This is a genomic window from Arthrobacter sp. FW306-1B-F12A (genome assembly GCF_058781865.1).
The window spans coordinates 14,197-36,111 of sequence record NZ_JBYSXD010000043.1 but is presented as its reverse complement, the minus strand read 5'-3'; the positions used below and the strand labels follow the sequence as shown (position 1 = coordinate 36,111).

Here is a 21,915-nt window from a genome sequence, read left to right as displayed (position 1 = left end):
TCCAGCCGCGGCCGCCCTTATTGGACCTTCGCGATGTATTTGCCCATGGTTTCCAGCTGGTAGCGGGACACCTCGTTGGCGTTGTCGTCCTCGGCGAAGACGCTGGACACCATGACGGTGTTGTCCTTGTCCAGGAAGCCGATTTCCTTGAGTCCGCCGAAGAACTCGTCCCAGTTGACGTCGCCGTCGCCGATCTTGAGGTGCTGGTGGACGCGCACGGCGTTTCCCGGCGGGTTGGTGATGTAGCGCAGCCCGTGGGAGGCGTGGTGGTCCATGGTGTCGGACACGTGGACCAAGCGCAGCTTGTCCCCCGCGGCCCGCATGATGTCGAGCGGCTTGTTGCCCATGTGAAACGTGTGGGAGGCAACGTAGACCATGCCGATGTTGGGCGAATTCACGCCACGGATGACACGCAGCGCGGCGAGTCCGTCCTCCACGAAGTCGTCCGGGTGCGGGTCGATGAGGACGTCCAGGCCTTCGCGCTCGATAATCGGCAGCAGCTCTTCCATGGAACGGTAGAAGGCCCTTTCGGACTCCTCCGCCTTTTCCGGGCGGCCGCTGAATTCGGTATTCATCGTCTGCACGCCAAGATCGACCGTGATCTGGATGGCGCGCTTCCAGTAACGGACAGCGGCCTCACGGGCGTCTTCGTCCGGTCCGGACCAGCGCAGCACCGGGAGCACCGAGGCGATCTCGACGTCGGCGTCCTTGCAGGCTTTCTTCAGCTGGCCGACCAATTCGTCGTCGGCCTTCGGGTGGTTGAAGAACGGGATGAAGTCCGCGTGCGGGGTCAGCTGGAGGTATTTATACCCGAGATCGGCGGCCAGCCGCGGAAACTCCAGCAGGCCGTGGCTGTGGTGGAACGGGGTGGGATCGAGGGCAATCTTCATGGCCACTCCTACTTGTACAGCTCAGGCTTGGTGTTGAGCTGTACCGCGACCTTCTCGCCCGACTTCTGGGCCTCAACGCCGGCTTCGCAGCACGCAGCGGTGGCATAGCCGTCCCAGGCGGTGGGGCCGCCGATTTCGCCGCGGCGGGCGGCGTCAACCCAAGCCTGGACCTCGACGTCGTACGCGGCACCGAAGCGCTCTTCGAAGCCGGGCGTGACCTTGCCGCCCCAGCGGCCCGCGCTGCGGACGTAAGGACCGCCGTCGCCACCGATGCTCACGATGCCGTCCTCGAAGGAGGCCTGGGTGGCCACTTCGTAGCCGAACTTCGCGTTCACATAGATTTCGACGTCGGCCAGGACGCCGGACTCGGTCTCGATCAGGACGTGCTGGGGATCGTGCTGGCCGTTCGGGGCGTTGCGCGTCGCCTTGCCCAGGCGGACCTGCACGGAGGTGATTTCCTCACCGGTGAAGAAGCGGATGGCATCGAATTCGTGGACCACGGAGTCGTTGATGAGCATCTCGTTGGTGAAGCCCTGAGGAGTGTCCGGGTTGCGGTGCTGGTGGTGGAGCATGAGCAGCTCGCCGAGTTCACGATCGCGGATCACGGAACCCAAGGCGGCGTATTCGGCGTCGAAGCGGCGCATGAAGCCCACCTGGATGCGCTTGTGGCCGGTTGCCGTTTCGGCCTGGACAACCTTCCACGCGCTCTCGGCATCCGGGGTGAGCGGCTTCTCGCAGAGGATCGGGAAGTCCTTCTCCAGTGCCTTGTACAGGATTTCCTCGTGCAGGAAACCGGGCGTCGCGATCAGCACGGCGTTGACGTCGCCGTTGTTGAGGGCCTCATCGGCGCTGGCGAGGGCGACGGCGCCGTCGATCCCTGCGATGGCGGCCTGCGCACGGGCGAGGTCGACGTCGACGACGGCGGCCACCTCGGCGCCGTGGATGCGGGTGCTGAGCCGCTTGATGTGGTCGGCGCCCATGCGGCCTGCGCCGATGACGGCCACGCGGAGAATGTCAGTCATTGTTTCTGTCCTTGGTTGTTTGTGCTTGAGAGGCAGCGTTAGTTGACAACCGTGCGGGAGCCGCACGAGAGCAGGTAGTTGCGGGTGCGCTTGGCGATGGGCATGGGTACGTCGAAGGCCACGGGGTACATGTCCTGTTCCACAATGCCAAAGATCGGGCGGTTAAGTCCTTCAACGGCTTCGATGACGGCGCGAAGATCCGGCAGTCCGTTCGGCGGTTCGGTCATGACGCCGGCCAGGTTGGCTGCCGCCCAGGTCATGTTTTCCTCATTGACCTTCTTCAGGACATCCGGGTTGATCTGCTTCAGGTGCAAGTAGCCGATGCGGTCCGGGTAATTCTTGATCAGTTCCAGGCTGGAGGCTCCGCAGTATTCCGCGTGCCCGGTGTCCAGGCACAGGTTCAGGTACTGGGGATCGGTCTCGGCGAGCAGGTGCTCGATATCCGACTGGGCGCCGACGTGGGAATCTGCGTGGGAGTGGAATTGCTGCTTGAGGCCGAAGTCTTCCAGCAACACCTTGCCCATGCGGTTGTGGCCGGCGAACAGATCGTTCCACTGATCCTGGGACAGCTCCCCGCTCTCCACGGCCTCGCCGGTGACGTCGTCGCGCCACATCGCCGGAATGACCACGATGTGTTCGCCGCCCATGGCTGCAGTCAGCTCAGCCACCTTGCGTGCCGGCTCCCAGGCTTCCTCGTACTGTGCGGCACCGCGATGGAAGGCCGTAAAGACCGTTCCCGCCGTGACCTTGAGGTCACGCTGCTTGAGCTCCTCGGCGAGGCGGGCAGGGTCGTTCGGCAAGTATCCGTAGGGGCCCAGCTCGATCCACTTGTAGCCGGACTCAGCCACTTCGTCCAGGAAGCGTTCCCACGGGGTCTGCTTGGGGTCATCCGCGAACCAGACGCCCCAGGAGTCCGGGGCCGTGCCGATGATGAGTTTGTTCTCTGTCATTGCTCAATCCTTAACGTTGATTGCTCCCCACCGGGAGCCGCAGCCCAACTAACTCGCATTTGTTGTCGTTATGAGGGCCCAAAACGACATCTATTGCGAGTCAGTTGGGTGGGAGAGGTCAGCGGGTGGCGACTAGTTGGAGGGGAAGTTGTAGGAGGCGCCGGAGGCGTGGGTGGGTTCGGGCCAGCGCGAGGTGATGACCTTGCCGCGGGTGTAGAAGGAGACGCCTTCGGGGCCGTAGATGTGCTTGTCGCCGAAGAGCGAGGCTTTCCAGCCGCCGAAGGAGTGGTAGGCCACGGGTACCGGCAGGGGCACGTTGATGCCGACCATGCCCACGGTGACGGAGCGCTGGAACTTGCGGGCGTTGGCGCCGGAGGAGGTGAAGATCGCGGTGCCGTTGCCGTAGGGGTTGGAGTTGATCAGCTTGATGCCTTCATCGAGGTCCTCGACGCGGACGACGACGAGGACGGGTCCGAAGATTTCCTCGGTGTAGGCGGTCATTTCGGCCGTGACGTGGTCGATCACGGTGGGGCCGACCCAGAAGCCTTCTTCGTGGCCGGGGACCACCAAATCGCGGCCGTCCACGACCATCGCCGCGCCCGCGGCTTCGGCTTCGGTGACGATCCGCACGATGCGTTCCTTGGAAGCCGGGGTGATGACCGGGCCCATCTCGGCGTCGGACTCGGTGCCGTTCTTGACCTTCACGGCCAGCGCACGTTCTTCGACCTTCTTGACCAGCAGCTCCGCGGCGTCCCCGACGGCGACCGCGACCGAGATGGCCATGCAGCGTTCCCCGGCGGACCCGAACGCGGCCGCGGCCAGATGGTCCGCAGCGTTGTCCAGGTCGGCGTCGGGCATGATGATCGCGTGGTTCTTCGCCCCGCCCAGGGCCTGGACCCGCTTGCCATGCTTGGTGGCGGTTTCGTGGACGTACTTCGCGATCGGGGTGGAGCCGACGAAGGAGATCCCGTCCACGTCCGGGTGGGTCAGCAGCCCGTCGACGGTTTCCTTGTCCCCGTGCAGGACCTGGAACACACCGTCGGGCAGCCCGGCCTGCTTCCACAGCTTCGCCAGCAGCATCGAGGCGGAGGGATCCCGCTCCGAGGGCTTGAGGATGAAGGCGTTGCCGGTGGCGATCGCCATCGGCGCCATCCAGAGCGGCACCATGACGGGGAAGTTGAACGGGGTGATGCCGGCGACGACGCCGAGGGGCTCGCGGAAGGAGAACACGTCGATGCCGGTGGAGACCTGGTCCGAGTAGTCGCCCTTGAGCAGGGTCGGGATACCGCAGGCGAACTCGATCACTTCGAGGCCCCGGCCGATCTCGCCCTTCGCGTCGGAGATGACCTTGCCATGCTCGGCCGTGACCAGGGCGGCGAGCTCGTCCACGTGGGCAGCGACGAGTTCGCGGAACGTGAACAGCACGGCCGTGCGCTTGGCCAGGGAGAAATCGCCCCACTTCTCGGCCGCGGCCTTGGCTGCGGCAACGGTGGCGTCCAGGTCCGCCCGGTTCGCGAGCCGCAGCTGAGCGGTCACGGCCCCGGTGGCCGGGTTGTAGACCGGCTGGCTCCGGTCGCCTTCGCCGGCGGTTTCTACACCGTTGATGAAATGCTTGATGGTGGTCAGTGTGGTCGTCGTCGACATGTGCGGACTTCCTTGTCTGGTGCTTGAAGAGAGCTTGAGGGGGTCTAGCCGAGCAGCTTGCGCTGGCGGTTCTTGTGGTCTGTGTACGTCTGGTAGGCCTGCTGGGTGGATTCGAGTTCGGAGACCTGCGAAACGGGAACGTCCCACCAGGATTCGGAGCTCGGGGCGTCCAGCAGGGGGTCCGATTCGACGTGGATGACGATCGGTCCGCTGTCTTCCGGTGCTGCTTTCGCGTCGCGGATAGCTTGTTCGAGTTCGGCGATGACCTTCTCCCCCGGTTCGATCCGGATGACTTTTGCGCCGAGGGACTCGGCGTTGAGGGCCAGGTCGATGGGCAGGTTCTCGCCGGCGTCGAAGGAGTGTTGTTCCTTGTCCAGGACGCGGTACTGGGTGCCGAAGCGCTGCGAGCCCAGCGACTCGGAAAGCGAGCCGATCGAGGCGTAGCCGTGGTTCTGGATCAGGACCACGATCAGTTTGATGCGTTCGGCGACGGCGGTGACCAGTTCGGTGTGCATCATCAGGTAGGAGCCGTCCCCCACCATGACCACGACGTCGCGATCCTTGCCGTCTGCAGCGGCCTCGGCCAGGGCCGCGCGCTTGACGCCCAAGCCGCCGGGGATCTCGTAACCCATGCACGAGTAGGCATATTCGACGTGGTAGCCGAACGGATCCCGGACACGCCACATCTTGTGCAGGTCGCCCGGCAGGGAGCCGGCGGCGCAGATGACGACGTCCTGCTCATCCATGGCCCGGTTGGTGGCGCCGATGATCTCGTTCTGGGCCGGCAGCGGGGTGTGCCGGGTATCGAAGGCTTCATCCACGATGCCGTTCCAGCGCTTCTTCTCGGCCGCGATCGTTTGCTCGAGGTCCGCGCCGACACGGTAGCCGCCGAGGGCTGCGTTGAGCTTGACGAGGGCCTTGCGGGCATCGGCGACGATCGGCAGTACGGTGCCGTGCTTGTACGCGTCGATCGCGGCCACGTTGATGTTGACGAACTTCACGTCGGGGTTCTGGAAAGCAGTGCGCGACGCCGTCGTGAAGTCCTCGTAACGGGTACCGATGCCGATGATCAAGTCAGCCTCGGCAGCTAGGGCGTTCGCCGCCGTCGTGCCCGTGGAGCCGATGGCTCCGAGGGAGAACTTGTGGTCCCAGGGCAGGACGCCGACGCCGGCCTGGGTGTTGCCTACCGGGATGCCCGTCATTTCGGCGAACGTGGCGAGTTCCTCGTTGGCGAAGGCGTAGAGGACGCCGCCGCCGGCGATGATGAGGGGGCGCTTCGCGGCGCGGATGGCCTCGGCGGCGCGGCGGATGTCGTCGTCGTCGGCCTCGGGGCGGCGGATCCGCCACTCGCGCTCGGCCAGGAACTCCTCCGGGACATCCAAGGCTTCGGCCTGGACGTCCTGGGGCAGGGAAATGGTCACGGCACCGGTCTCGGCCGGGTCCGTCAGGACGCGCAGGCCGTGGTGGAAGGCCGAGAACAGCTGCTCGGGCCGGGACACCCGGTCGAAGAACTTGGACAGCGGACGGAAGGCGTCATTGACCGTGATGTCGTAGGCGTACGGCAGCTCGAGCTGCTGCAGCACGGGATCCGCGGCCCGGGTGGCGAAGGTGTCGGACGGCAGCAGCAGGACAGGCAGCCGGTTGGTGGTGGCCAGCGCCGCGCCGGTCAAGAGGTTCGAGGAACCCGGGCCGATCGAAGTGCTGATCGCGAACGTCTGGCGGCGGCGGGTATGCCGGGCATAGCCGACAGCCTGGTGCGCCTGGGCCTGCTCGTTGCGGCCCTGGTAATACGGCATGATGCTCGGATCGAGCTGCTGGTACTGCTTGAGGGCCTGCCCCACACCGGCGACGTTGCCGTGTCCGAAGATCCCGAAGGTGCCCGGGATCAGGCGTTCCCGGTACTCGCTCCCGCCGACGGTGTCCACCGTGTACTGCTTGGACAGGAACTCGACAACCGCCTGGGCGACCGTCATTCTGCGCGTTGACATTACTCTTACTCCGATACTTTCGCAGGTGTCTTCAGCAGCGCTGGCGTCTTCAAGAGCGAGGCGGCGGTGGCAACGGCCCCGGCCACGTCCCCGTCGGCCGGATACAAAAGGGTCCGTCCCACAGTCAATCCCTGGACCCCCGGCAGGGCAAGGGCGGCCTGCCAGCTCGCGAAGACCTCGTCCTGGCCCGCATCCGGATCCCCACCCAACAGGACCGTGGGCAGCGTGGTGGCCGCCATGACCCGTTCCATCTCCGCCACGACAGGCAGCTTCATCCACGTGTAGGCGCTCGTGGAACCCAGGCCTTCGGCAATCGCGATCGACTTGATCACGGCATCCGGGGAAAGGTCGTTGCGGACCCTGCCGTTCGCCTCGCGGACAGACAGGAAAGGCTCCACCATGGCGATCAGCTTGCGCGCCGCAAGGGAGTCCACCGCCTTGGCCGTGGCTTCCAGGATGTTGGCGGTGTCCGGGTCCCCGAGGCAGATCCGGGTGAGCATCTTTCCGCCGTCGGCGCCCAGGGCGTCCAGGGCGGCTGCGGTGTGACCCGTGAAACGGTCGTCGATCTCGTTGACCAGCCCCGCGAGGCCGCCGCGGTTCATCGAACCGAAGACAAGCTTGCCCTCAAGTGCCCCCAGCAGGAGCAGGTCGTCCATGATGTCCGGGCTCGCGAGCACACCGTCGACGGCGGGATTCGCCAAAGCGATCTGCAAGCGGTCCAGCAGAGTCCGGCGGTCAGCCATCGCTGTCGGATCCGAGCCGACGCTCAGCGCGCCGCGGGCCGGGTGGTCGGCCGCGACGATGAAGTTCTGGGTCCCGTACTTCAGCCCCGGGTGGCGGCGACGTGCGGCGGCGGCGCGGGCAACGGCGTCGGGATCTTCAAGCCGGATGGCACTCAGGTGCTCGTAACGGCGGGGGTCGTCATTGAAGCTCAACGTGTTGCTCCTTCGGAAACTGGCGCGTGGGAAGCTGCTGCGTCGGTGCCGGCGGGCGTCAGGCGGCCGCGTTCGGCGAGCAACGAGGTGACCTCCTCCGGCGTCGGCATCGCGTCCGCGCACGAGAGGCGTGAGGCGACAATCGCGCCGGCGGCGTTCGCGTAGTCCAGGACCTGGGCCAAAGGCCAGCCGGACAACAATCCGTGGCAGAAGGCCCCGCCGAAGGAGTCGCCCGCGCCCAGGCCGTTGACGGTCTCCACCGGGACCGGCGCGGAAACGACGCGTTCGGTACGGGTCTTGGCCATGACGCCTTCGGGGCCGAGCTTGACGACCGCGATCTCGACGCCGGCCGCGAGGAGGCGATCAGCCTGCTCGTCCGGGGTTCCTTCACCCACGGCGACAGCGCATTCCTTGTCATTGCCGATGGCCACCGTGACGTGCGGCAGGATCTTGGCGACCTCGGCCCGGGCCTCGTCCTCGGAAGCCCAGAACATCGGCCGGTAGTCCAGGTCCAGGATGGTGTATTGGCCCTCTTTGAGTCCGGTGCGGGGGCGCGCTTCGTGGGCCGCGAGGTGGGCCGAGCGGCTCGGTTCCTGGCAGAGACCGGTCACGGTGGACCAGAAGATGCCGGCGTCCTTGATGGCCTCCAGGTCCAGTTCCTCGGCCTTGATCTGCAGGTCCGGCGCCGTCGGGAAACGGCCGTAGAAGTAGAGCGGGAAATCGTGCGGAGGCTGGATCGCGCAGAACGTGGCCGGGGTCTGAAGGCCCGGCACCGGGGTGACGAACACGTCGTCGACCTTGAACTTGCGCAGTTCGCGGTGCAGGTAAATGCCGAAAGGGTCATCACCGGTGCGCGTAATCACGCCGGATCGGCGGCCGTGGCGGGCGGCGGCAACGGCCACGTTGGACGGCGAGCCGCCCAGATACTTGCCGAAGGACTGCACGTCCTCCAGTCCCACACCGATGTCGTTCGGGTAGATATCAACGCTGATGCGCCCGATGGTGAGCAGTTCGTGGGTCACGGTGATCGCGGACCTTTCTGTAGTGAACTCTTCTTGCGGGACGGTGAGAGCTCCAGTGCTTTTGCCGGCCCGCAGTGAGCGGGGCCACAACCACTACTTTGCACCAGAATTCATGTCCTGTCAAAGGTTTGTACTGACATATTTACAACGAAACGTAATAGCCTAAACTGCGCAGTGATATGGACCTAAATCCGCTCCAAAACGCTGAGTTACCGCGCGGGAACGGCAAGTTCGCCGGTGACATACTGGGCCCTGCCGAAGCCAAAGGACCAGTCATCGGCAGTGTTTTCGACGTACCCCAGGAAGACATCCTCCCCAGGGACGCCGATCTCGCCGAGCTGGGCGGCGATGGCAGCGAACAAGGACTGCTTGGCTTCGCGACTTCGACCGCCCTGGGTGAAGATCTGGATCATGACCACGCCGGAACTTCGCTCGAAGCCGAGTCCGGCATCCTGAGCAACAATCTGGCCCTGGGGATGCTCGGTGATGATGTGGAAGTAGTCGCGCTCGGGGATGCCGTACTCGGCAAGGATGGCGTCGTGGATTCGCTTACTGAGTTCACCGAGCTGCTCCGGCGTACGGCCTTCGTTGACGTCAATGCGGACGAGGGGCATCTGCTCTCCTTCGATAGTTTGTCCTGACATACTAACAAACTATCGAATCGCGCCACAAGCTCTAGCGACAATGACGCCCCTCCCCACCGACGCGCCCGGACCCCAACGGTTAAACAACGACGGCGCCCGTCACCTTCACGTGGAAGGTGACGGGCGCCGCCGTACTTCAATCGCGCGGAAACCCTGCGCGGGTTGTGCTAGAGGGCTGCGAAGACCTCGCGGAGGAGCTTGGCGGTCTCGGACGGCGTCTTGCCGACCTTCACGCCTGCAGCTTCGAGAGCTTCCTTCTTGGCCTGTGCCGTACCCGCGGAACCGGAGACGATGGCGCCTGCGTGGCCCATGGTCTTGCCCTCGGGGGCGGTGAAGCCTGCAACGTAGCCGACAACCGGCTTGGTGACGTTTGCCTTGATGAAGTCGGCTGCGCGCTCTTCGGCGTCGCCACCGATTTCGCCGATCATGACGATTGCCTTGGTCTCCGGGTCAGCCTCGAAAGCCGCCAGGGCGTCGATGTGGGTGGTGCCGATGACGGGGTCGCCACCGATGCCGATCGCGGTGGAGAAACCGAGGTCACGCAGTTCGTACATCATCTGGTAGGTCAAGGTACCGGACTTGGAGACCAAGCCGATGGGGCCCTTGCCCGTGATGTTTGCCGGGGTGATGCCAACCAGGGCTTCGCCCGGGGTGATGATGCCGGGGCAGTTCGGGCCGATGATGCGGGTGATCTGCTTGCCGTCAGCGTCCACCGTGGCCTGGGCGAGTGCCCAGAACTCGGCGGAGTCCTGAACCGGCACGCCTTCGGTGATGACAACAACCAGGCCGATTCCTGCTTCGATGGCTTCAACTACGGCGGCCTTGGTGAATGCCGGCGGAACGAAGACGATCGAGACGTCGGCGCCGGTCTCCGCAATGGCTTCCTTGACGGTGCCGAAGACGGTGATTTCCTTGTTGCCGTGCAGCACCGTGGTGCCGGCCTTGCGGGCGTTGACGCCGCCGACGATGTTGGTGCCGGCCTTGAGCATCAGGGCGGTGTGCTTGGTGCCTTCGCCGCCGGTGATGCCCTGGACGATGACCTTGGAGTCCTTGTTGAGGTAGATAGACATAGTCTTGCGTCCCTTACTTCGCTGCGTTGGCGAGCTCGGCGGCCTTGTCGGCGCCCTCGTCCATGGTGGCTGCCAGGGTAACCAGCGGGTGGTTGGCCTCGGCCAGGATGCGGCGGCCCTCTTCGACGTTGTTGCCATCGAGGCGGACAACCAGCGGCTTGTTGGCATTGGAGCCAAGCTCGGCCAGTGCACCGACGATGCCCTTTGCCACAGCGTCGCACGCGGTGATGCCACCGAAGACGTTCACGAATACGCTCTTGACCTGCTCGTCACCAAGGATGACGTCCAGGCCAGCGGCCATGACCTCAGCGGAAGCTCCACCGCCGATGTCCAGGAAGTTGGCCGGCTTGACGTTGCCGTGGTTCTCGCCTGCGTAAGCGACGACGTCGAGGGTGGACATCACAAGACCGGCGCCGTTGCCGATGATGCCGACCGAGCCGTCAAGCTTCACGTAGTTGAGGTCCTGAGCCTTGGCCTTGGCCTCGAGCGGGTCGGCTGCGTCCTTGTCCTCAAGTTCACCGTGGTGAACGTGGCGGAAGCCGGCGTTCTCGTCGAGCGAGACCTTGCCGTCAAGGGCAACGATGTCGCCAGCGCCGGTCTTGACCAAGGGGTTCACCTCAACAAGGGTTGCATCTTCCTTCTTGAAGACGTCCCAGAGCTTCAGGATGACGGAAGCAACCTTGCCACGCAGTTCTTCGGAGAAACCGGCAGCGGCGACGATTTCGTCGGCCTTGGCCTGGTCGATACCGACGGCGGGATCGATCGCGACCTTGGCGAGAGCCTCGGGGCGCTCAACAGCAAGCTGCTCGATTTCCATGCCGCCTTCAACCGAGCACATGGCCAGGTAGTTGCGGTTGGCCCGGTCCAGCAGGACGGAGAAGTAGTATTCCTCAGCAATGTCGGCGCCCTGGGCGATCATGACCTTGTTGACGGTGTGGCCCTTGATGTCCATGCCAAGGATGTTGGTAGCGTGTTCAAGCGCTTCGTCAGCGGACTTTGCGACCTTGACACCGCCGGCCTTGCCACGGCCACCGACCTTTACCTGCGCCTTGACGACGGTTACGCCGCCGATGCTCTCGGCAGCAGCCTTTGCTTCTTCAGGAGTGTGCGCCACGATGCCGGCGAGCACGGGTACACCGTGCGCTTCGAACATATCGCGCGCCTGATATTCAAACAGGTCCACGGTTTAGTGTCCTTCTACGTCGAAGTAGTTTCTGTACAGCCGGAAACCACGGTGACCGCGAAAACCGGCTGCGGATAGGTGCGCATCGAACGGCCGCCAAGCGGCCGGTCACATTGCGCAAGTTCCTCTCGAACTTTAGCCCCCCGGGGAGGCCAGCCGGTTCTACAGTACCTGTTAAGTGAGTAAGCACACACTTCTATCGACCGTAGAAAAACCCCTATATGACGCGGTTTTCCGGCTTCAAGAGCCGCTACGAATCCAGTTTGGTCAGCGGCGCGTAACGCAAGAGCAGCCGTTTCTCGCCGACGTCGAACTTCACCTTCGCCACGGTCTTGTCCCCGGCGCCTTCGACGCCGATCACGGTGCCGTTGCCGAAGCTCGTGTGGTTCACTTTGTCCCCCACGACGACGGCGACCACTTCCTTTTGCGGCTGGACACGATTGCGTACGACGGCGGCCGGCACGTCCGCGTTGAAGCCCGCCGTATCGCTGGCTGCGGCCCCGCGCGAGGTTCCAGCACCCCAGAAGGAGCCCCCGTAACGCCCGGAACCGATGGGGGCGTTCCCCCAGCCGCTCACTTGGCGGGAGGTGCCCTCGCGTTTCCACTCCACGAGACCGGTAGGGATCTCCTCGAGGAACTGGCTGGCAGGGTTGTATTGGCTCTGGCCCCACATGCTGCGGACTTCCGAGCGGGTCACGTAAAGGCGCTTCCGTGCACGGGTGAGGCCCACATAGGCCAGGCGACGCTCTTCTGCCAGTTCCTTGGGATCGGTTGCGGACCGCTGATGCGGGAAAAGTCCGTGTTCCATACCGGTCAGGAAGACAACGGGGAATTCCAAGCCCTTGGCCGTGTGGAGCGTCATGAGCGTGACGACTCCCATCCGCTTGGCCTCTGCGACGGCGGCGGCTGCGTCCTCGGAGGATCCTTCGGGAGCGTCCGGGATCTGGTCGGCGTCGGCTACGAGGGAGACTTGCTCCAGGAATTCACCCAGTGAGCCTTCGGGGTTGTCGCGCTCGTATTCCCGCACCACCGCCACGAGTTCGGCGAGGTTTTCCACGCGGGATTCGTCTTGCGGATCGGTGCTGGCGCGGAGCCCGGCAAGGTACCCGGTCTGTTCCAGTACTGCTTCCAAAGCTGCCGCAGCCCCGGAACCCGAAGCCACTTCGGCCAGGTCATCCAGGAGTTTCACAAAGCCTAGGACCGCGTTCACGGAGCGGGTGGCCATGCCGGGAGCCTGGTCCGCCTTGCGCGCCGCAGTCATGAACGACGTGCGTTCGCGCTCGGCGAGCGCCGCGACGGCGCCTTCGGCACGATCACCGATTCCCCGCTTGGGTTCGTTGAGGACGCGACGCAAATTGACGTCGTCGTCCGGGTTCACCAGGACGCGAAGGTACGCGAGGGCGTCCTTGATTTCCTTGCGCTCGTAGAAGCGGGTGCCGCCCACCACCTTGTACGGCAGTCCGACGCGGACCAGGACGTCTTCAATGGAGCGGGACTGGGCGTTGGTGCGGTAGAAAATGGCGACGTCGCCGGGACGCAGGCCTTCCTCGTCCTGGAGCCGGTCAATCTCCTTGGCGATGAACTGGGCTTCGTCGTGCTCGTTCTCGCCTACGTAGCCGATGATCTTCTCGCCGTCGCCCTCGGCCGTCCAGAGTTTCTTGTCCGGGCGGTTGGGGTTGCGCGAAATAACGGAGTTCGCCGCGCTCAGGATGTTCTGGGTGGAGCGGTAGTTCTGCTCCAACTTGATGGTGCGGGCTTCCGGGTAGTCCTTCTCGAATTCGACGATGTTGCGGATGTCCGCACCGCGGAACGCGTAGATGGATTGGTCGGAGTCGCCGACGACGGTCAGCTCGCTCGCCTGGGGACCCTCGCCGACGATTTCGCGGACCAATGCGTACTGTGCGTGGTTGGTGTCCTGGTATTCGTCCACGAGGACGTGGCGGAATCGACGGCGGTAGGACTCCGCGAGCGCGGGGAAGGCCCGGAACATGTAGACGGTCTGCGCAATGAGGTCGTCGAAGTCCATGGCGTTGGCCTGGCGCAAGCGCTGGGTGTAGCCCTTGAAGACCTCGGCAACGGCTTGTTCGAAGGGTTCGTTGTAGTTGGCGCTTGAGGCGAACGCGTCGTCATCGATGAGCTCGTTCTTGAGGGCCGAGATCTTGTGCTGGATCGCTTTGGGCGCGAACTTTTTGGGATCGAGGTCCAGGTTCTTCGCTACGAGCGTGATGAGCCGCAGGGAGTCTGCGGAATCGTAGATGGAGAAGTTGGAGTTCAGCCCCACGTTGGTAGCTTCACGGCGCAGGATACGCACGCAGGAGGAGTGGAACGTCGAGATCCACATGGACTTGGCACGGGCACCCACCAGGGCTTCGATGCGTTCCCGCATTTCCGCGGCCGCCTTGTTGGTGAAGGTGATAGCCAGGATCTCGCCGTGATGGGCCCGCCTGGTGGCGATCAGGTACGCAATGCGGTTCGACAGCACGCGGGTTTTGCCCGAACCGGCCCCGGCCACGATCAGCAAAGGGCTGCCGGCATGTTTGACGGCTTCCTCCTGCTGGGGGTTCAACCCTTCGAGCAACGCCTCCGCAGACGGCAGGCCCGAGTGGCCGCCGTCTTGCCCACCGCCGGGCTTGCCGGCCCAGGACGCACCCCCACCGGGCGCACTACCACCGGGCGCAGCGCCGCTTCCGGCGCGTGAAAGCATGGCCGGAGCGGCCTTGGTGGCAGCTCGGCTTGCCGCTTTGAAGGGGCCATCAGCGTACGGGTCAAACAACATATCCATGGTGTTTACCAGTCTAGGCGGTGGCCCTGACACTGATGGACCCGCATGCCCTTCCCCGGGCTGCGTCAAAAAAGTGTTCGGTCGGAAAATACCGCGGCTCCGAAGTGCCCTCCCAATGATGCTTCTTAGGAGCTACAAGTTCGCTGGCTCGCCGGCTTCCTCTGGAAAGGGTGAATTCAGGTTGCCGCTACGCAGTCCGGCCTTGAGGTGGACCACCGGAATTCCCTGGTAAAACGCCGCCAGCCCCGCGGCATGCTGCCCGGTCACTGCTACTGGCGCCTTGTAACGGCCGGTTGCACGCAAGGCCTGGACCAGCGGCGCCATCTTGATGGCCTCCGGACGGGTCCCGTAAACGAGCAGGACAGTGCGGTTGCCAAGGGAGGCGCATCCTCAAGCGAATTGCGGCACCGAGGTGAGCGCCGCACGCAACTCCCGGACCGCCGTCGGGCCCCCCGCGAGGAACCAGTCCAGGCCGTTGACGCGCACGACGTCGGTGTCCCCGCCGGCCGCGCGGACGATCGCCTTGCCGGGGAGCCAGTCCCACTCGGGGCAGCTGTGTTGGAACCAGCAGCCCAGTTCACCGTCGGCCACCCGGCCGAGATCGCAAGAGCCGGAACCGAACATGCGCAATGAAGCTGCCGACACCGCTGCAGCATGCCAGGGCATGGCGGCTCGGGGATCGGCGAGCCACGTGGGGTGGATGTAGGTCGCGGCACCGAGTTCACTTAGGGCAGCACCCGACGGTCCCGGAATCCGTTCGTCGTTGAGGGTCGCGGGATGCCCTTCGCCGCCGGTCCAAAGCTTGTCGAGCTCCGGTTGATAGATGGCCCCGAGAATGACGTCGGCATCCGAGGCGGTCCCGGGTGATGCCGTGCCCTCGCGTTTCAAGGCGATCGCGGAGCACCAATAGGTGGAGCCGTGCAGGAAATTGTAGGTACCGTCCACGGGATCGATCACCCAGGTGCGGCCGCTTCTTCCAGCCACCGAGCTTCCTTCTTCACCCAGGATGCCGTCATCCGGGCGGCAACGGCGCAGTTGCTCAAGGACGTAGGCCTCGGCCGCATGGTCCGCGGCGGTCACCACGTCCGAAACCGAGGTCTTCCGTTCGCCTTGCAGGCCGCCCATCCGCATCAGCAGGGCAAGCTGCCCGGCTTCCCGGACCAGGGCGGCAGCGAGTTCGTAGTCGTCGAGCGATGGATCAAGTTCTGTGGCGGAGTGCCTGCCAGTGGTCATGGGTCCAGCTTATGTGGCGGGATAATGAATGACATGGCCAAGACCCCAGCCCAACGCATCAAGAAGCACGGCGCCAATGCCGCTCTCCCCCAGCACCACTTGCCGTCGGTGATCAATCCCACCACCCAGCGGTCGCCCGAGAAGGCCCAGAACAACGGCCGCCTCATAGTGATTGCCGGGGTCGTGGCCAGCCTTTTCCTGTTTTGGTATGTGCACCTGCTGACCCTGAACCAGATGACCCAGTTGTCCGGCGGCATGGCCATGCCCGATTCCCTCATCGGCGGGTTCTCCACCGATTACGTCCACCAATTGCATGGCGCCATGACGGACGACGCCCGCGGACAGCTCAGCTACATCCACAAGACCGCCGGAACCCTGTTTCCGCTGATCTTCGGTTTCACCTGGCTTCTGCTCATCGGCACCAATGTGGCCGGAAAGGCACTGCGCTGGACGCTGTGGGCTGCTCCCCTGCTGTTCGCCGTGGTCCGTTTGTGGAGCAACGTGGCGGTGGACGCCGCGCTAGGATCGGCAACGCCCGACGCCGGCCAGGTGGCTTTGGCTTCCACGCTCACCGTTGTGGGCTGGGTACTGTTCCTGCTGAGCCTTGCGGCCGGCGGTGCGGCTGTGTTTGTGGGGCGGCGGCGTTCGAAGAGCGCCTAGCAGAAGCGCCGAACGCAGCCAACGCCCGCACGCGCTACCCCGGCCCAGAATCGGGCTTCCGAATCAGGCCCCCGGCTCAAGCATCTCCCGGGCTTGGAGGGCACGCTGGTGGGCGCCGGCTTTCTCGAAGCGATCGGCCGCTTCGACCAGGCTTTCTTTCGCCGCCTGCTTGTTCCCGGTACCGGCTTGGGCCCGCGCCATCAAGAGGAATACCTCGCCTGCCATCTGCGCGGGCAGTTGGTCAGCGCTGCGACTGATTTCGTTCAGCAGCTCAAGCGCCGCCCCGGCGTCTCCTGCCAGGTAGTTCCAATGCGCGCGGTTGAGGCGAAGCAGGAGAATTTCCTCTTCGCTGCCGCCGACGACATCCGTGGCAAGCTCCGCCCGTTCAATGCACCGAAGGGTGGCCGCATCGGCCACTTCAGCGGCCAGCCTCATCGCGGCCGAGGCTTTGTTGAACTTGGCCCAGACATCAAGGTTCCGCGAAGGGGAAAAGGTTTCCGCGGCAAGCTCATGGTAGTGGAGGCCTTCAGCTACCTTGTCGCAGAGGAACGCCACATTCCCGATGACCCAGTACGCCTTGCCGGCCAACTGGTCATCCATTTCATCAGAAATTCTCGCCGAGAGGGACAGGCACTCCTCCCACGCCTCCTCCAGTTTGCCGGACTCGCCAAACGCGGCGATCAGTGCCTGCCGCGCATGGACGTCGATTTCCATGTCTGCGTCATCATCGACCAGTCCAACTGCCGACGCCGCAGCCGAGGTGGCCATCTCCAACAGCCCTTCGCCCCGAAGGGAGTTCGCCATCAAGATGAGTGCCCGGGCCCGGTGCTGGGGTGAGGCGACAGCCAACGATGCCTCGGAAAGGGATCTCGCCAGCGCAGTGCTGGCAGCGAAATCACCTGCGTCGAGAAGATTCTCCGCTTGGAGGAAAGTCATGTTCCACCATCCGGCGGAATCGCCCTCATCGAGGGCAATATCGGCGGCCGAGCGCGCACCATCGGCAGCCTTGGCGAAGTCATGGCTGGCCCGGTGACCCCTCGCTTGCAGTTCCGCAGCGGCGTACGACGGCGCAACCTTCTTTTCTCCCATGGCTCCATTATGTCCCTGAGACACTCCGCCTATGATTCGGGCGAGCGTTTAGCATGTTTCTCCACCGTCCGGACGGACACTGATGACACGGCGTGTCGTTACTCTTATAATGAGCGTGCTTCACTTCGTTCACTCCAGTCGCATCAGTCACATATCATCAGGAGCTTTCGCATGAAAAGAACTCTCGCCGCGCTCCTCGCGGCAGCAGCAATCTTGCTCGCAGGAATTACCGGCTCGGCAGCTGTGTCCGCCAGCAGCCAGAGCCCCTCACAGGATTCGTCCATAGCCACGGGCTGGTGGCCGAACTTCGCACAGAACTCGGCGGAGGCTACCGGCTGGTGGCCCAACTTCGCACAGGATTCGGCCCAGGCCACCGGCTGGTGGCCCAACGCCACCACCCAGAACTCGGCAGAGGCCACTGGCTGGTGGCCGAACTCCACCACTCAGGGTTCGCCTCAGGCGACTGGCTGGTGGCCGAACTCCGCCACCAACTCCACTCCCTCCAACTAGCAATACCTGAAAGGCACCGGACCTAAGGTCCGGTGCCTTTCCGCTGCCCGTCTTCCATTGCCGGGAGGAGGCATGCTCAGGCGCCTCGCAACAGTTCCGCGAATTTATCCGCCGCCATGGGCCGGCCAAAGTAATACCCTTGGCCACTGGCGCAGCCCAGGCGGGCAAGCTCAGCCGCCTGCTCCGCCGTTTCGATACCCTCGGCAACAGCCTGCATCCCGCAGGCGTGAATGAGCTGGAGAACAGCCGCCACAAAGGCCCGCTCCTTGTCGTCCGTGCCCAGCCCTTGGATGAGGGAGCGGTCAATCTTGACCACGTTGACGGGAAGGCTGCGCAGGTAGCTGATGGACGAATAGCCTGTCCCGAAGTCGTCGATTTCCAGCCGGATACCGAGTCGCCGGAGGCCGGTCAGAGAGTATTTGTCGATGTCGCTTCCGTTCACGGCCATTGACTCCGTGAGCTCGATGACCAGCTTGGATGCCTCCACTCCGGTTTCGGCGAGCACTTCCCGCACATGCTCGATCAATTCCAGGCTTTGCAATTCGGTGGTGGAAATATTGACCCGCATGCTGAAGTCTTCGTCCATGCCCGGACCGTCCTGCCACTCGCGCAATTGCTGCATCGCCCGCCGGAGAACCCAATAGCCAAGATCGATGATGATGCCGGTTTCCTCGGCCAACGGGATGAATGCATCCGGCATCAACAATCCCCTATCGGGGTGGTTCCACCGCACCAGCGCTTCAGCGCCTTCAATCCGCCCCGAGGCCAACTCGACAACAGGCTGGAAATGGAGGACCAGCTGATCTGTCCGGATGGCTTCACGCAGTTCCGAGATCATGAGTCCTTGGAGCCGGCGCGCGTACAACAAAGCCGGTTCGAAAACCCTGACGCTGCTCCCCTGCTCGGCCTTTGCCGCATACATGGCCGTGTCGGCTTCCATGACGAGGTCGTCCACGGACTGCCCTGGTTCGGCGACCCGGAGCCCGATGCTGGTTCCACAGATGATCCGGACTTCGCCGATGTCGATGCTCTCACCGACGGCCCGAAGGATCCGCTTGGCAACGCCACGCGCATGCGCCGCATTGGATTTGGGCAGCATCACGGCAAATTCGTCCCCGCCGAGCCTCGCCACCATGTCAGTGTCGCGGACCGCTGCGAGCAAGCGCCTGGCGGTAACCTTCAAGACGGTATCCCCGGCGCCGTGCCCCAGAGTGTCGTTGATCCCCTTGAATGAGTTCAAGTCCAAAACGAGCAACGCGGGCGGGAGCTCACCCCGCTCGGATTCGACGAGTTCATGGTTCAGCGCCCTTTCGAGTGCCGTGCGATTCGCCAACTGGGTCAGCGGATCAGTGAGCGCCATCCTTTCGAGTTCGATCTGGGCCTCGCGCAGCATGGCAGTCCGGCTTTCGACCCGCTCCTCGAGCTCCTGGTAAATGGCTTGAAGATCGTCGGCCATGAGGTTGATCCCAGTGATGACTGCAGCCACTTCGTCCCGCGGGCCGGAGACCGGGATCCTCGTGCTGAGGTCTCCGTCCGCGATCCGGACCACCCCTTCAACGAGGGCAAGCAGCCGCGGGTCCTGGGGCTCATGATTCACGGTGGTGCTCTCTCAACCAGTCACGGGCTTCCGCCTCGGACGTGAAGAACCGTCCCGGAAGGGAGCCTGGCTTCGCGCGAAGGAGAAAGTGTGCAATCACCCGGTCCACCGGGCTCTCCCCCAAGAGGGCGCAGGCCGAAATAGCCACGGAATTCGTGTAGGTCAGGCGCGCGTCGTCGGTGACGGACAGTACTCCGGTCACCCTGAGCAGAAGCGGGAGCCGCCGTCCGTCCGCAAACATACGAACAGCCGCCGCGGCCGCCTGGGCTTCGGGTGAGCGGACTACGCTGTTCGGTGGCAGGGTGACCTCGATAATGCCGTCCTCCGCCAAGTCAACGGTGATCTGATCGGCAGGGACCATCACGTCTTCAGGCGAAGCATCCAGGGCATCATCGGGAATCCGCGAATCCCGGGCGGGGAGTGTCTGGGAGCTCATCGCCGCGCCACCTGCCGCCGTCGGGCGATCGGCCCGCGAAGGTCCCGAAGGCCATTACCCGAGGGGTGGGATGCTGCCTTTATGGGGGATGTATCGCCTGCGTGTCCCGGACGACGCAGAACAAGCTGATGAGTCATGGGTCCTATGTTCTGCCGTGTCGGTCAATCTAATCTGCGCCAAGACTGCATGGAACCCTCAGCCCGGCGCCATTCCGGTGAGTGCACTCATGATAATGCAAAGATTGCCCACCCGCTGACATGAGGCTACCCGCGAAAACTCATCGTTTCGCAAGCCGCGCCGCCGTTCGCCGTACTTCCCGGACCCGTTGCGCCACCACAAGTCCCGCGGCGGAAAATCCGATCGTGACCGGATAGGCCATCAGTCGTTCCAGGGTTCCCGGTTCGGGGACATCCATCCGTGTCAGGCCGCCGACCACCAAGGCGCCCAGCGTCAACGTCCCGCACGCCAGGATGAACCAGCTCATCGCTGTATGCGGCAGCCAGAGCAGCCCGAGGAGCAACAGTGCGAATGCTCCACCGATAAAGAACATCAGGGCGCCCGCAAGATGGAAGGGTGAACCCAGGTCTTCCGGCACAAACCCAACAACCACAGTTCCCAGCCCGGAGACACCCGCCAGGAACCGGACCGCGACGGCGGTGGGCCGCGCTTTGCGGTAGGCGGCACCCTGCAGGATCCGCACGCCGGGACGGGCCGCAATGCACAGGAGCGCCGAACTCAGCAGGATCGCCCCGAAAAGCATGCCCAGGCCCTGCACTACGAAGGAGGCATTCATGAGCAGATGCAGGGGCGAACAGATGTCGCGGTGCTCGTAGACCCCGCACTTGAGCGCGCCAAGATCACTGATGAACCCGGTCCGGCGGTCGTAGGGTCCGGGGCCCCGCCAGGCTTCGATCACCGCCGATTCGGCCACGAAATACTGCACCACGCTCAACTGGGCCCAACCGCCGATGTTCGAGCGGATGGTGCCGAGCTCCGGGAGGTGGGGGGCCCGCCCCCCCCCACCACGGTTATTTGCTCTCTCATGCGGGCCAGCCTAACGCCGGCACCCGCATGCGGTGCCGCGTGCGCCGCCGCCGGTGTTGCCGGGCAGCGCGTGTTGCCGGCGTCGGTGTTCGAGGGCCGCCCCGGCAGCTTGTATGCTTGTATGCGTGCCCGGCGAGCGGCTCCCAGGAGCTTCCAGCACGCGCACAGGCCCTCGTAGCTCAGTGGATAGAGCACGGCTCTCCTAAAGCCGGTGTCGTTGGTTCGATTCCAATCGAGGGCACTTGAAAGACCAGCTGCGCGAATCGTCTCCGACGCAAGACCTGCGGGCTTACCTGCTGGGCAGCTGGACCGTGGAACGGTCCCTGTGGGACCGGGCGGGCGGCACCCGCGGTACCTTTGCCGGCGTCGTGCGCTATTCGGAAACCCCCGACGGCGGTCTCTTCCTTCGCGAAGACGGCACCATGACCTGGCCCACCCACACCGGCCCCGCCTTCCGCGAATACCTCCTGCGGCCTTCCGACTCCCCCGAAGCCATGGATGTCTACTTCCCTGATGGGAAACCGTTCCACCGCATGAGCTTCCGCGACCACGCCAACGAGGACACCCACTGGTGCGATCCCGATGACTACAAAGTCAATTACCTCTCGGGCGGGCCGGATGCCTTCAGCTACGCCTGGGACGTGCACGGACCAGCCAAGGACTTGCTGCTCGAATCCCGGCTAAGGAGAGAGACATGACCAGCAACAGTCCAGCCAAGGACCTGATAGTAGTCAGCGCGGTCTGCGTCTACGACGACGCCGGACGGCTGTTGACCGTGCGCAAGCGCGGCACGGACAAGTTCATGCACCCCGGCGGCAAGCCCGAGCCAGGTGAAACCGCGGCGGAGACGGCATCCCGCGAGCTGGCCGAGGAAGTCGGAATCGAGGTCGACCCGGCCGACCTTGAGGCCTTGGGGAGTTGGCTCGCCGTCGCCGCCAATGAGGCCGCGACTGACATCGAGGCCACCGTCTTCACCGCACCGGGCACGTGGGAAGCCCGCCCTTCGGCCGAGATCGCAGAGATCCGGTGGTTGGATCTCTCTGCTGAACTTCCGGACGATTTGGCTCCGCTCCTGACGGACCACGTCCTGCCCCTGCTCGCGAAAAAGTAGGCCTTCCCGCTCCCGGAAAAGCCATGCGTGTCGGGGCCTGAACTTCCCTGTTTTGCCATGAAAATCCGGTGAGAACTGGCTATAGTGATCGCACAGTTTGTTTTA

The 21,915-nt window shown here is 64.3% G+C and carries 20 protein-coding genes, 1 tRNA gene and 1 pseudogene; 5 read left to right on the top strand and 17 right to left on the bottom strand.

The genetic code is table 11. The features are described from left to right. Positions 1 to 17 precede the first annotated feature (17 nt). The 13 genes and pseudogenes from AC3WJU_RS17650 to AC3WJU_RS17590 all read right to left on the bottom strand — a co-directional run bounded on the left by AC3WJU_RS17650 (position 18) and on the right by AC3WJU_RS17590 (position 15,363). The gene (locus AC3WJU_RS17650) at positions 18 to 890 is read right to left on the bottom strand and encodes a sugar phosphate isomerase/epimerase family protein (RefSeq protein ID WP_059388172.1); all 873 of its coding nucleotides are present in this window, start codon (positions 888 to 890) and stop codon (positions 18 to 20) included. Between the two features lie 8 nt (positions 891 to 898). Beyond that, positions 899 to 1,912, bottom strand: coding sequence for a Gfo/Idh/MocA family protein (locus AC3WJU_RS17645; RefSeq protein WP_307052787.1), 1,014 nt, complete (start codon positions 1,910 to 1,912; stop codon positions 899 to 901). Positions 1,913 to 1,950: 38 nt separating this feature from the next. Beyond that, entirely contained in the window at positions 1,951 to 2,862 is a 912-nt protein-coding gene (locus AC3WJU_RS17640; protein WP_284989649.1) for a sugar phosphate isomerase/epimerase family protein, read from the bottom strand. A 132-nt stretch (positions 2,863 to 2,994) separates the two neighbouring features. Next, positions 2,995 to 4,506 carry a CoA-acylating methylmalonate-semialdehyde dehydrogenase gene (locus tag AC3WJU_RS17635; protein ID WP_492260470.1) on the bottom strand — a complete coding sequence of 504 codons (1,512 nt, stop codon included), beginning with the start codon at positions 4,504 to 4,506 and terminating at the stop codon, positions 2,995 to 2,997. A gap of 44 nt (positions 4,507 to 4,550) precedes the next feature. Then, positions 4,551 to 6,479 carry a 3D-(3,5/4)-trihydroxycyclohexane-1,2-dione acylhydrolase (decyclizing) gene (gene iolD, locus AC3WJU_RS17630; RefSeq protein ID WP_492260476.1) on the bottom strand — a complete coding sequence of 643 codons (1,929 nt, stop codon included), beginning with the start codon at positions 6,477 to 6,479 and terminating at the stop codon, positions 4,551 to 4,553. Positions 6,480 to 6,499: 20 nt separating this feature from the next. Beyond that, a complete protein-coding gene (locus AC3WJU_RS17625) occupies positions 6,500 to 7,429 on the bottom strand; it encodes a Cgl0159 family (beta/alpha)8-fold protein (RefSeq protein ID WP_492260469.1) in 930 nt (309 codons plus the stop codon). Beyond that, positions 7,426 to 8,451, bottom strand: a complete 1,026-nt coding sequence (iolC, locus tag AC3WJU_RS17620) for a 5-dehydro-2-deoxygluconokinase (RefSeq protein WP_306962949.1) — start codon at positions 8,449 to 8,451, stop codon at positions 7,426 to 7,428. Before iolC ends, AC3WJU_RS17625 begins: the two co-directional genes overlap by 4 nt. Before the next feature lie 209 nt (positions 8,452 to 8,660). Next, on the bottom strand, positions 8,661 to 9,065 hold the full coding sequence (locus AC3WJU_RS17615; protein ID WP_492260475.1) for a tautomerase family protein: 405 nt from the start codon (positions 9,063 to 9,065) through the stop codon (positions 8,661 to 8,663). Between the two features lie 197 nt (positions 9,066 to 9,262). Then, the gene (sucD, locus tag AC3WJU_RS17610; RefSeq protein WP_284989645.1) at positions 9,263 to 10,165 is read right to left on the bottom strand and encodes a succinate--CoA ligase subunit alpha; all 903 of its coding nucleotides are present in this window, start codon (positions 10,163 to 10,165) and stop codon (positions 9,263 to 9,265) included. Positions 10,166 to 10,178: 13 nt separating this feature from the next. Further along, positions 10,179 to 11,348, bottom strand: a complete 1,170-nt coding sequence (gene sucC, locus AC3WJU_RS17605) for an ADP-forming succinate--CoA ligase subunit beta (RefSeq protein WP_284989644.1) — start codon at positions 11,346 to 11,348, stop codon at positions 10,179 to 10,181. Between the two features lie 250 nt (positions 11,349 to 11,598). After that, positions 11,599 to 14,130 carry a DNA helicase PcrA gene (pcrA, locus tag AC3WJU_RS17600; protein ID WP_284989643.1) on the bottom strand — a complete coding sequence of 844 codons (2,532 nt, stop codon included), beginning with the start codon at positions 14,128 to 14,130 and terminating at the stop codon, positions 11,599 to 11,601. A gap of 153 nt (positions 14,131 to 14,283) precedes the next feature. Beyond that, a pseudogene (locus tag AC3WJU_RS17595) lies at positions 14,284 to 14,454 on the bottom strand (UDP-N-acetylglucosamine 2-epimerase); the annotation flags it as partial. 66 nt (positions 14,455 to 14,520) lie between these two features. Next, complete coding sequence (locus AC3WJU_RS17590) at positions 14,521 to 15,363, bottom strand: inositol monophosphatase family protein (protein WP_284989642.1); 843 nt, start codon at positions 15,361 to 15,363, stop codon at positions 14,521 to 14,523. Between the two features lie 33 nt (positions 15,364 to 15,396). Between AC3WJU_RS17590 and AC3WJU_RS17585 the strand changes: the two genes are divergently transcribed. Next, a complete protein-coding gene (locus AC3WJU_RS17585) occupies positions 15,397 to 16,023 on the top strand; it encodes a hypothetical protein (RefSeq protein ID WP_284989641.1) in 627 nt (208 codons plus the stop codon). 63 nt (positions 16,024 to 16,086) lie between these two features. On the opposite strand, the gene AC3WJU_RS17580 is transcribed toward AC3WJU_RS17585, so the two are convergent. Continuing rightward, on the bottom strand, positions 16,087 to 17,112 hold the full coding sequence (locus AC3WJU_RS17580) for a hypothetical protein (RefSeq protein WP_284989640.1): 1,026 nt from the start codon (positions 17,110 to 17,112) through the stop codon (positions 16,087 to 16,089). Between the two features lie 171 nt (positions 17,113 to 17,283). Here AC3WJU_RS17580 and AC3WJU_RS17575 point away from each other — a divergent pair, with 171 nt between their 5' ends. Further along, the gene (locus tag AC3WJU_RS17575; protein ID WP_306962957.1) at positions 17,284 to 17,622 is read left to right on the top strand and encodes a hypothetical protein; all 339 of its coding nucleotides are present in this window, start codon (positions 17,284 to 17,286) and stop codon (positions 17,620 to 17,622) included. A gap of 76 nt (positions 17,623 to 17,698) precedes the next feature. Here AC3WJU_RS17575 and AC3WJU_RS17570 read toward each other — a convergent pair whose 3' ends face one another. The 3 genes from AC3WJU_RS17570 to AC3WJU_RS17560 all read right to left on the bottom strand — a co-directional run bounded on the left by AC3WJU_RS17570 (position 17,699) and on the right by AC3WJU_RS17560 (position 20,607). Beyond that, complete coding sequence (locus AC3WJU_RS17570) at positions 17,699 to 19,219, bottom strand: putative bifunctional diguanylate cyclase/phosphodiesterase (RefSeq protein WP_492260468.1); 1,521 nt, start codon at positions 19,217 to 19,219, stop codon at positions 17,699 to 17,701. Then, positions 19,209 to 19,655: a DUF7793 family protein gene (locus AC3WJU_RS17565; RefSeq protein ID WP_059388180.1), complete on the bottom strand. Its 447-nt coding sequence runs from the start codon at positions 19,653 to 19,655 to the stop codon at positions 19,209 to 19,211. Before AC3WJU_RS17565 ends, AC3WJU_RS17570 begins: the two co-directional genes overlap by 11 nt. A gap of 277 nt (positions 19,656 to 19,932) precedes the next feature. Further along, positions 19,933 to 20,607: a DUF998 domain-containing protein gene (locus AC3WJU_RS17560; RefSeq protein ID WP_492260467.1), complete on the bottom strand. Its 675-nt coding sequence runs from the start codon at positions 20,605 to 20,607 to the stop codon at positions 19,933 to 19,935. Positions 20,608 to 20,867: 260 nt separating this feature from the next. Between AC3WJU_RS17560 and AC3WJU_RS17555 the strand changes: the two genes are divergently transcribed. The 3 genes from AC3WJU_RS17555 (at position 20,868) to AC3WJU_RS17545 (ending at position 21,810) form a co-directional block, all read left to right on the top strand. After that, a tRNA-Arg gene (locus AC3WJU_RS17555) sits at positions 20,868 to 20,940 on the top strand. Between the two features lies 1 nt (position 20,941). Then, positions 20,942 to 21,397, top strand: a complete 456-nt coding sequence (locus AC3WJU_RS17550) for a DUF6314 family protein (protein WP_492260466.1) — start codon at positions 20,942 to 20,944, stop codon at positions 21,395 to 21,397. Continuing rightward, positions 21,394 to 21,810: an NUDIX hydrolase gene (locus AC3WJU_RS17545; protein WP_492260465.1), complete on the top strand. Its 417-nt coding sequence runs from the start codon at positions 21,394 to 21,396 to the stop codon at positions 21,808 to 21,810. The genes AC3WJU_RS17550 and AC3WJU_RS17545 overlap by 4 nt, the downstream gene beginning before the upstream one ends. The last annotated feature ends 105 nt before the right edge of the window (positions 21,811 to 21,915 follow it).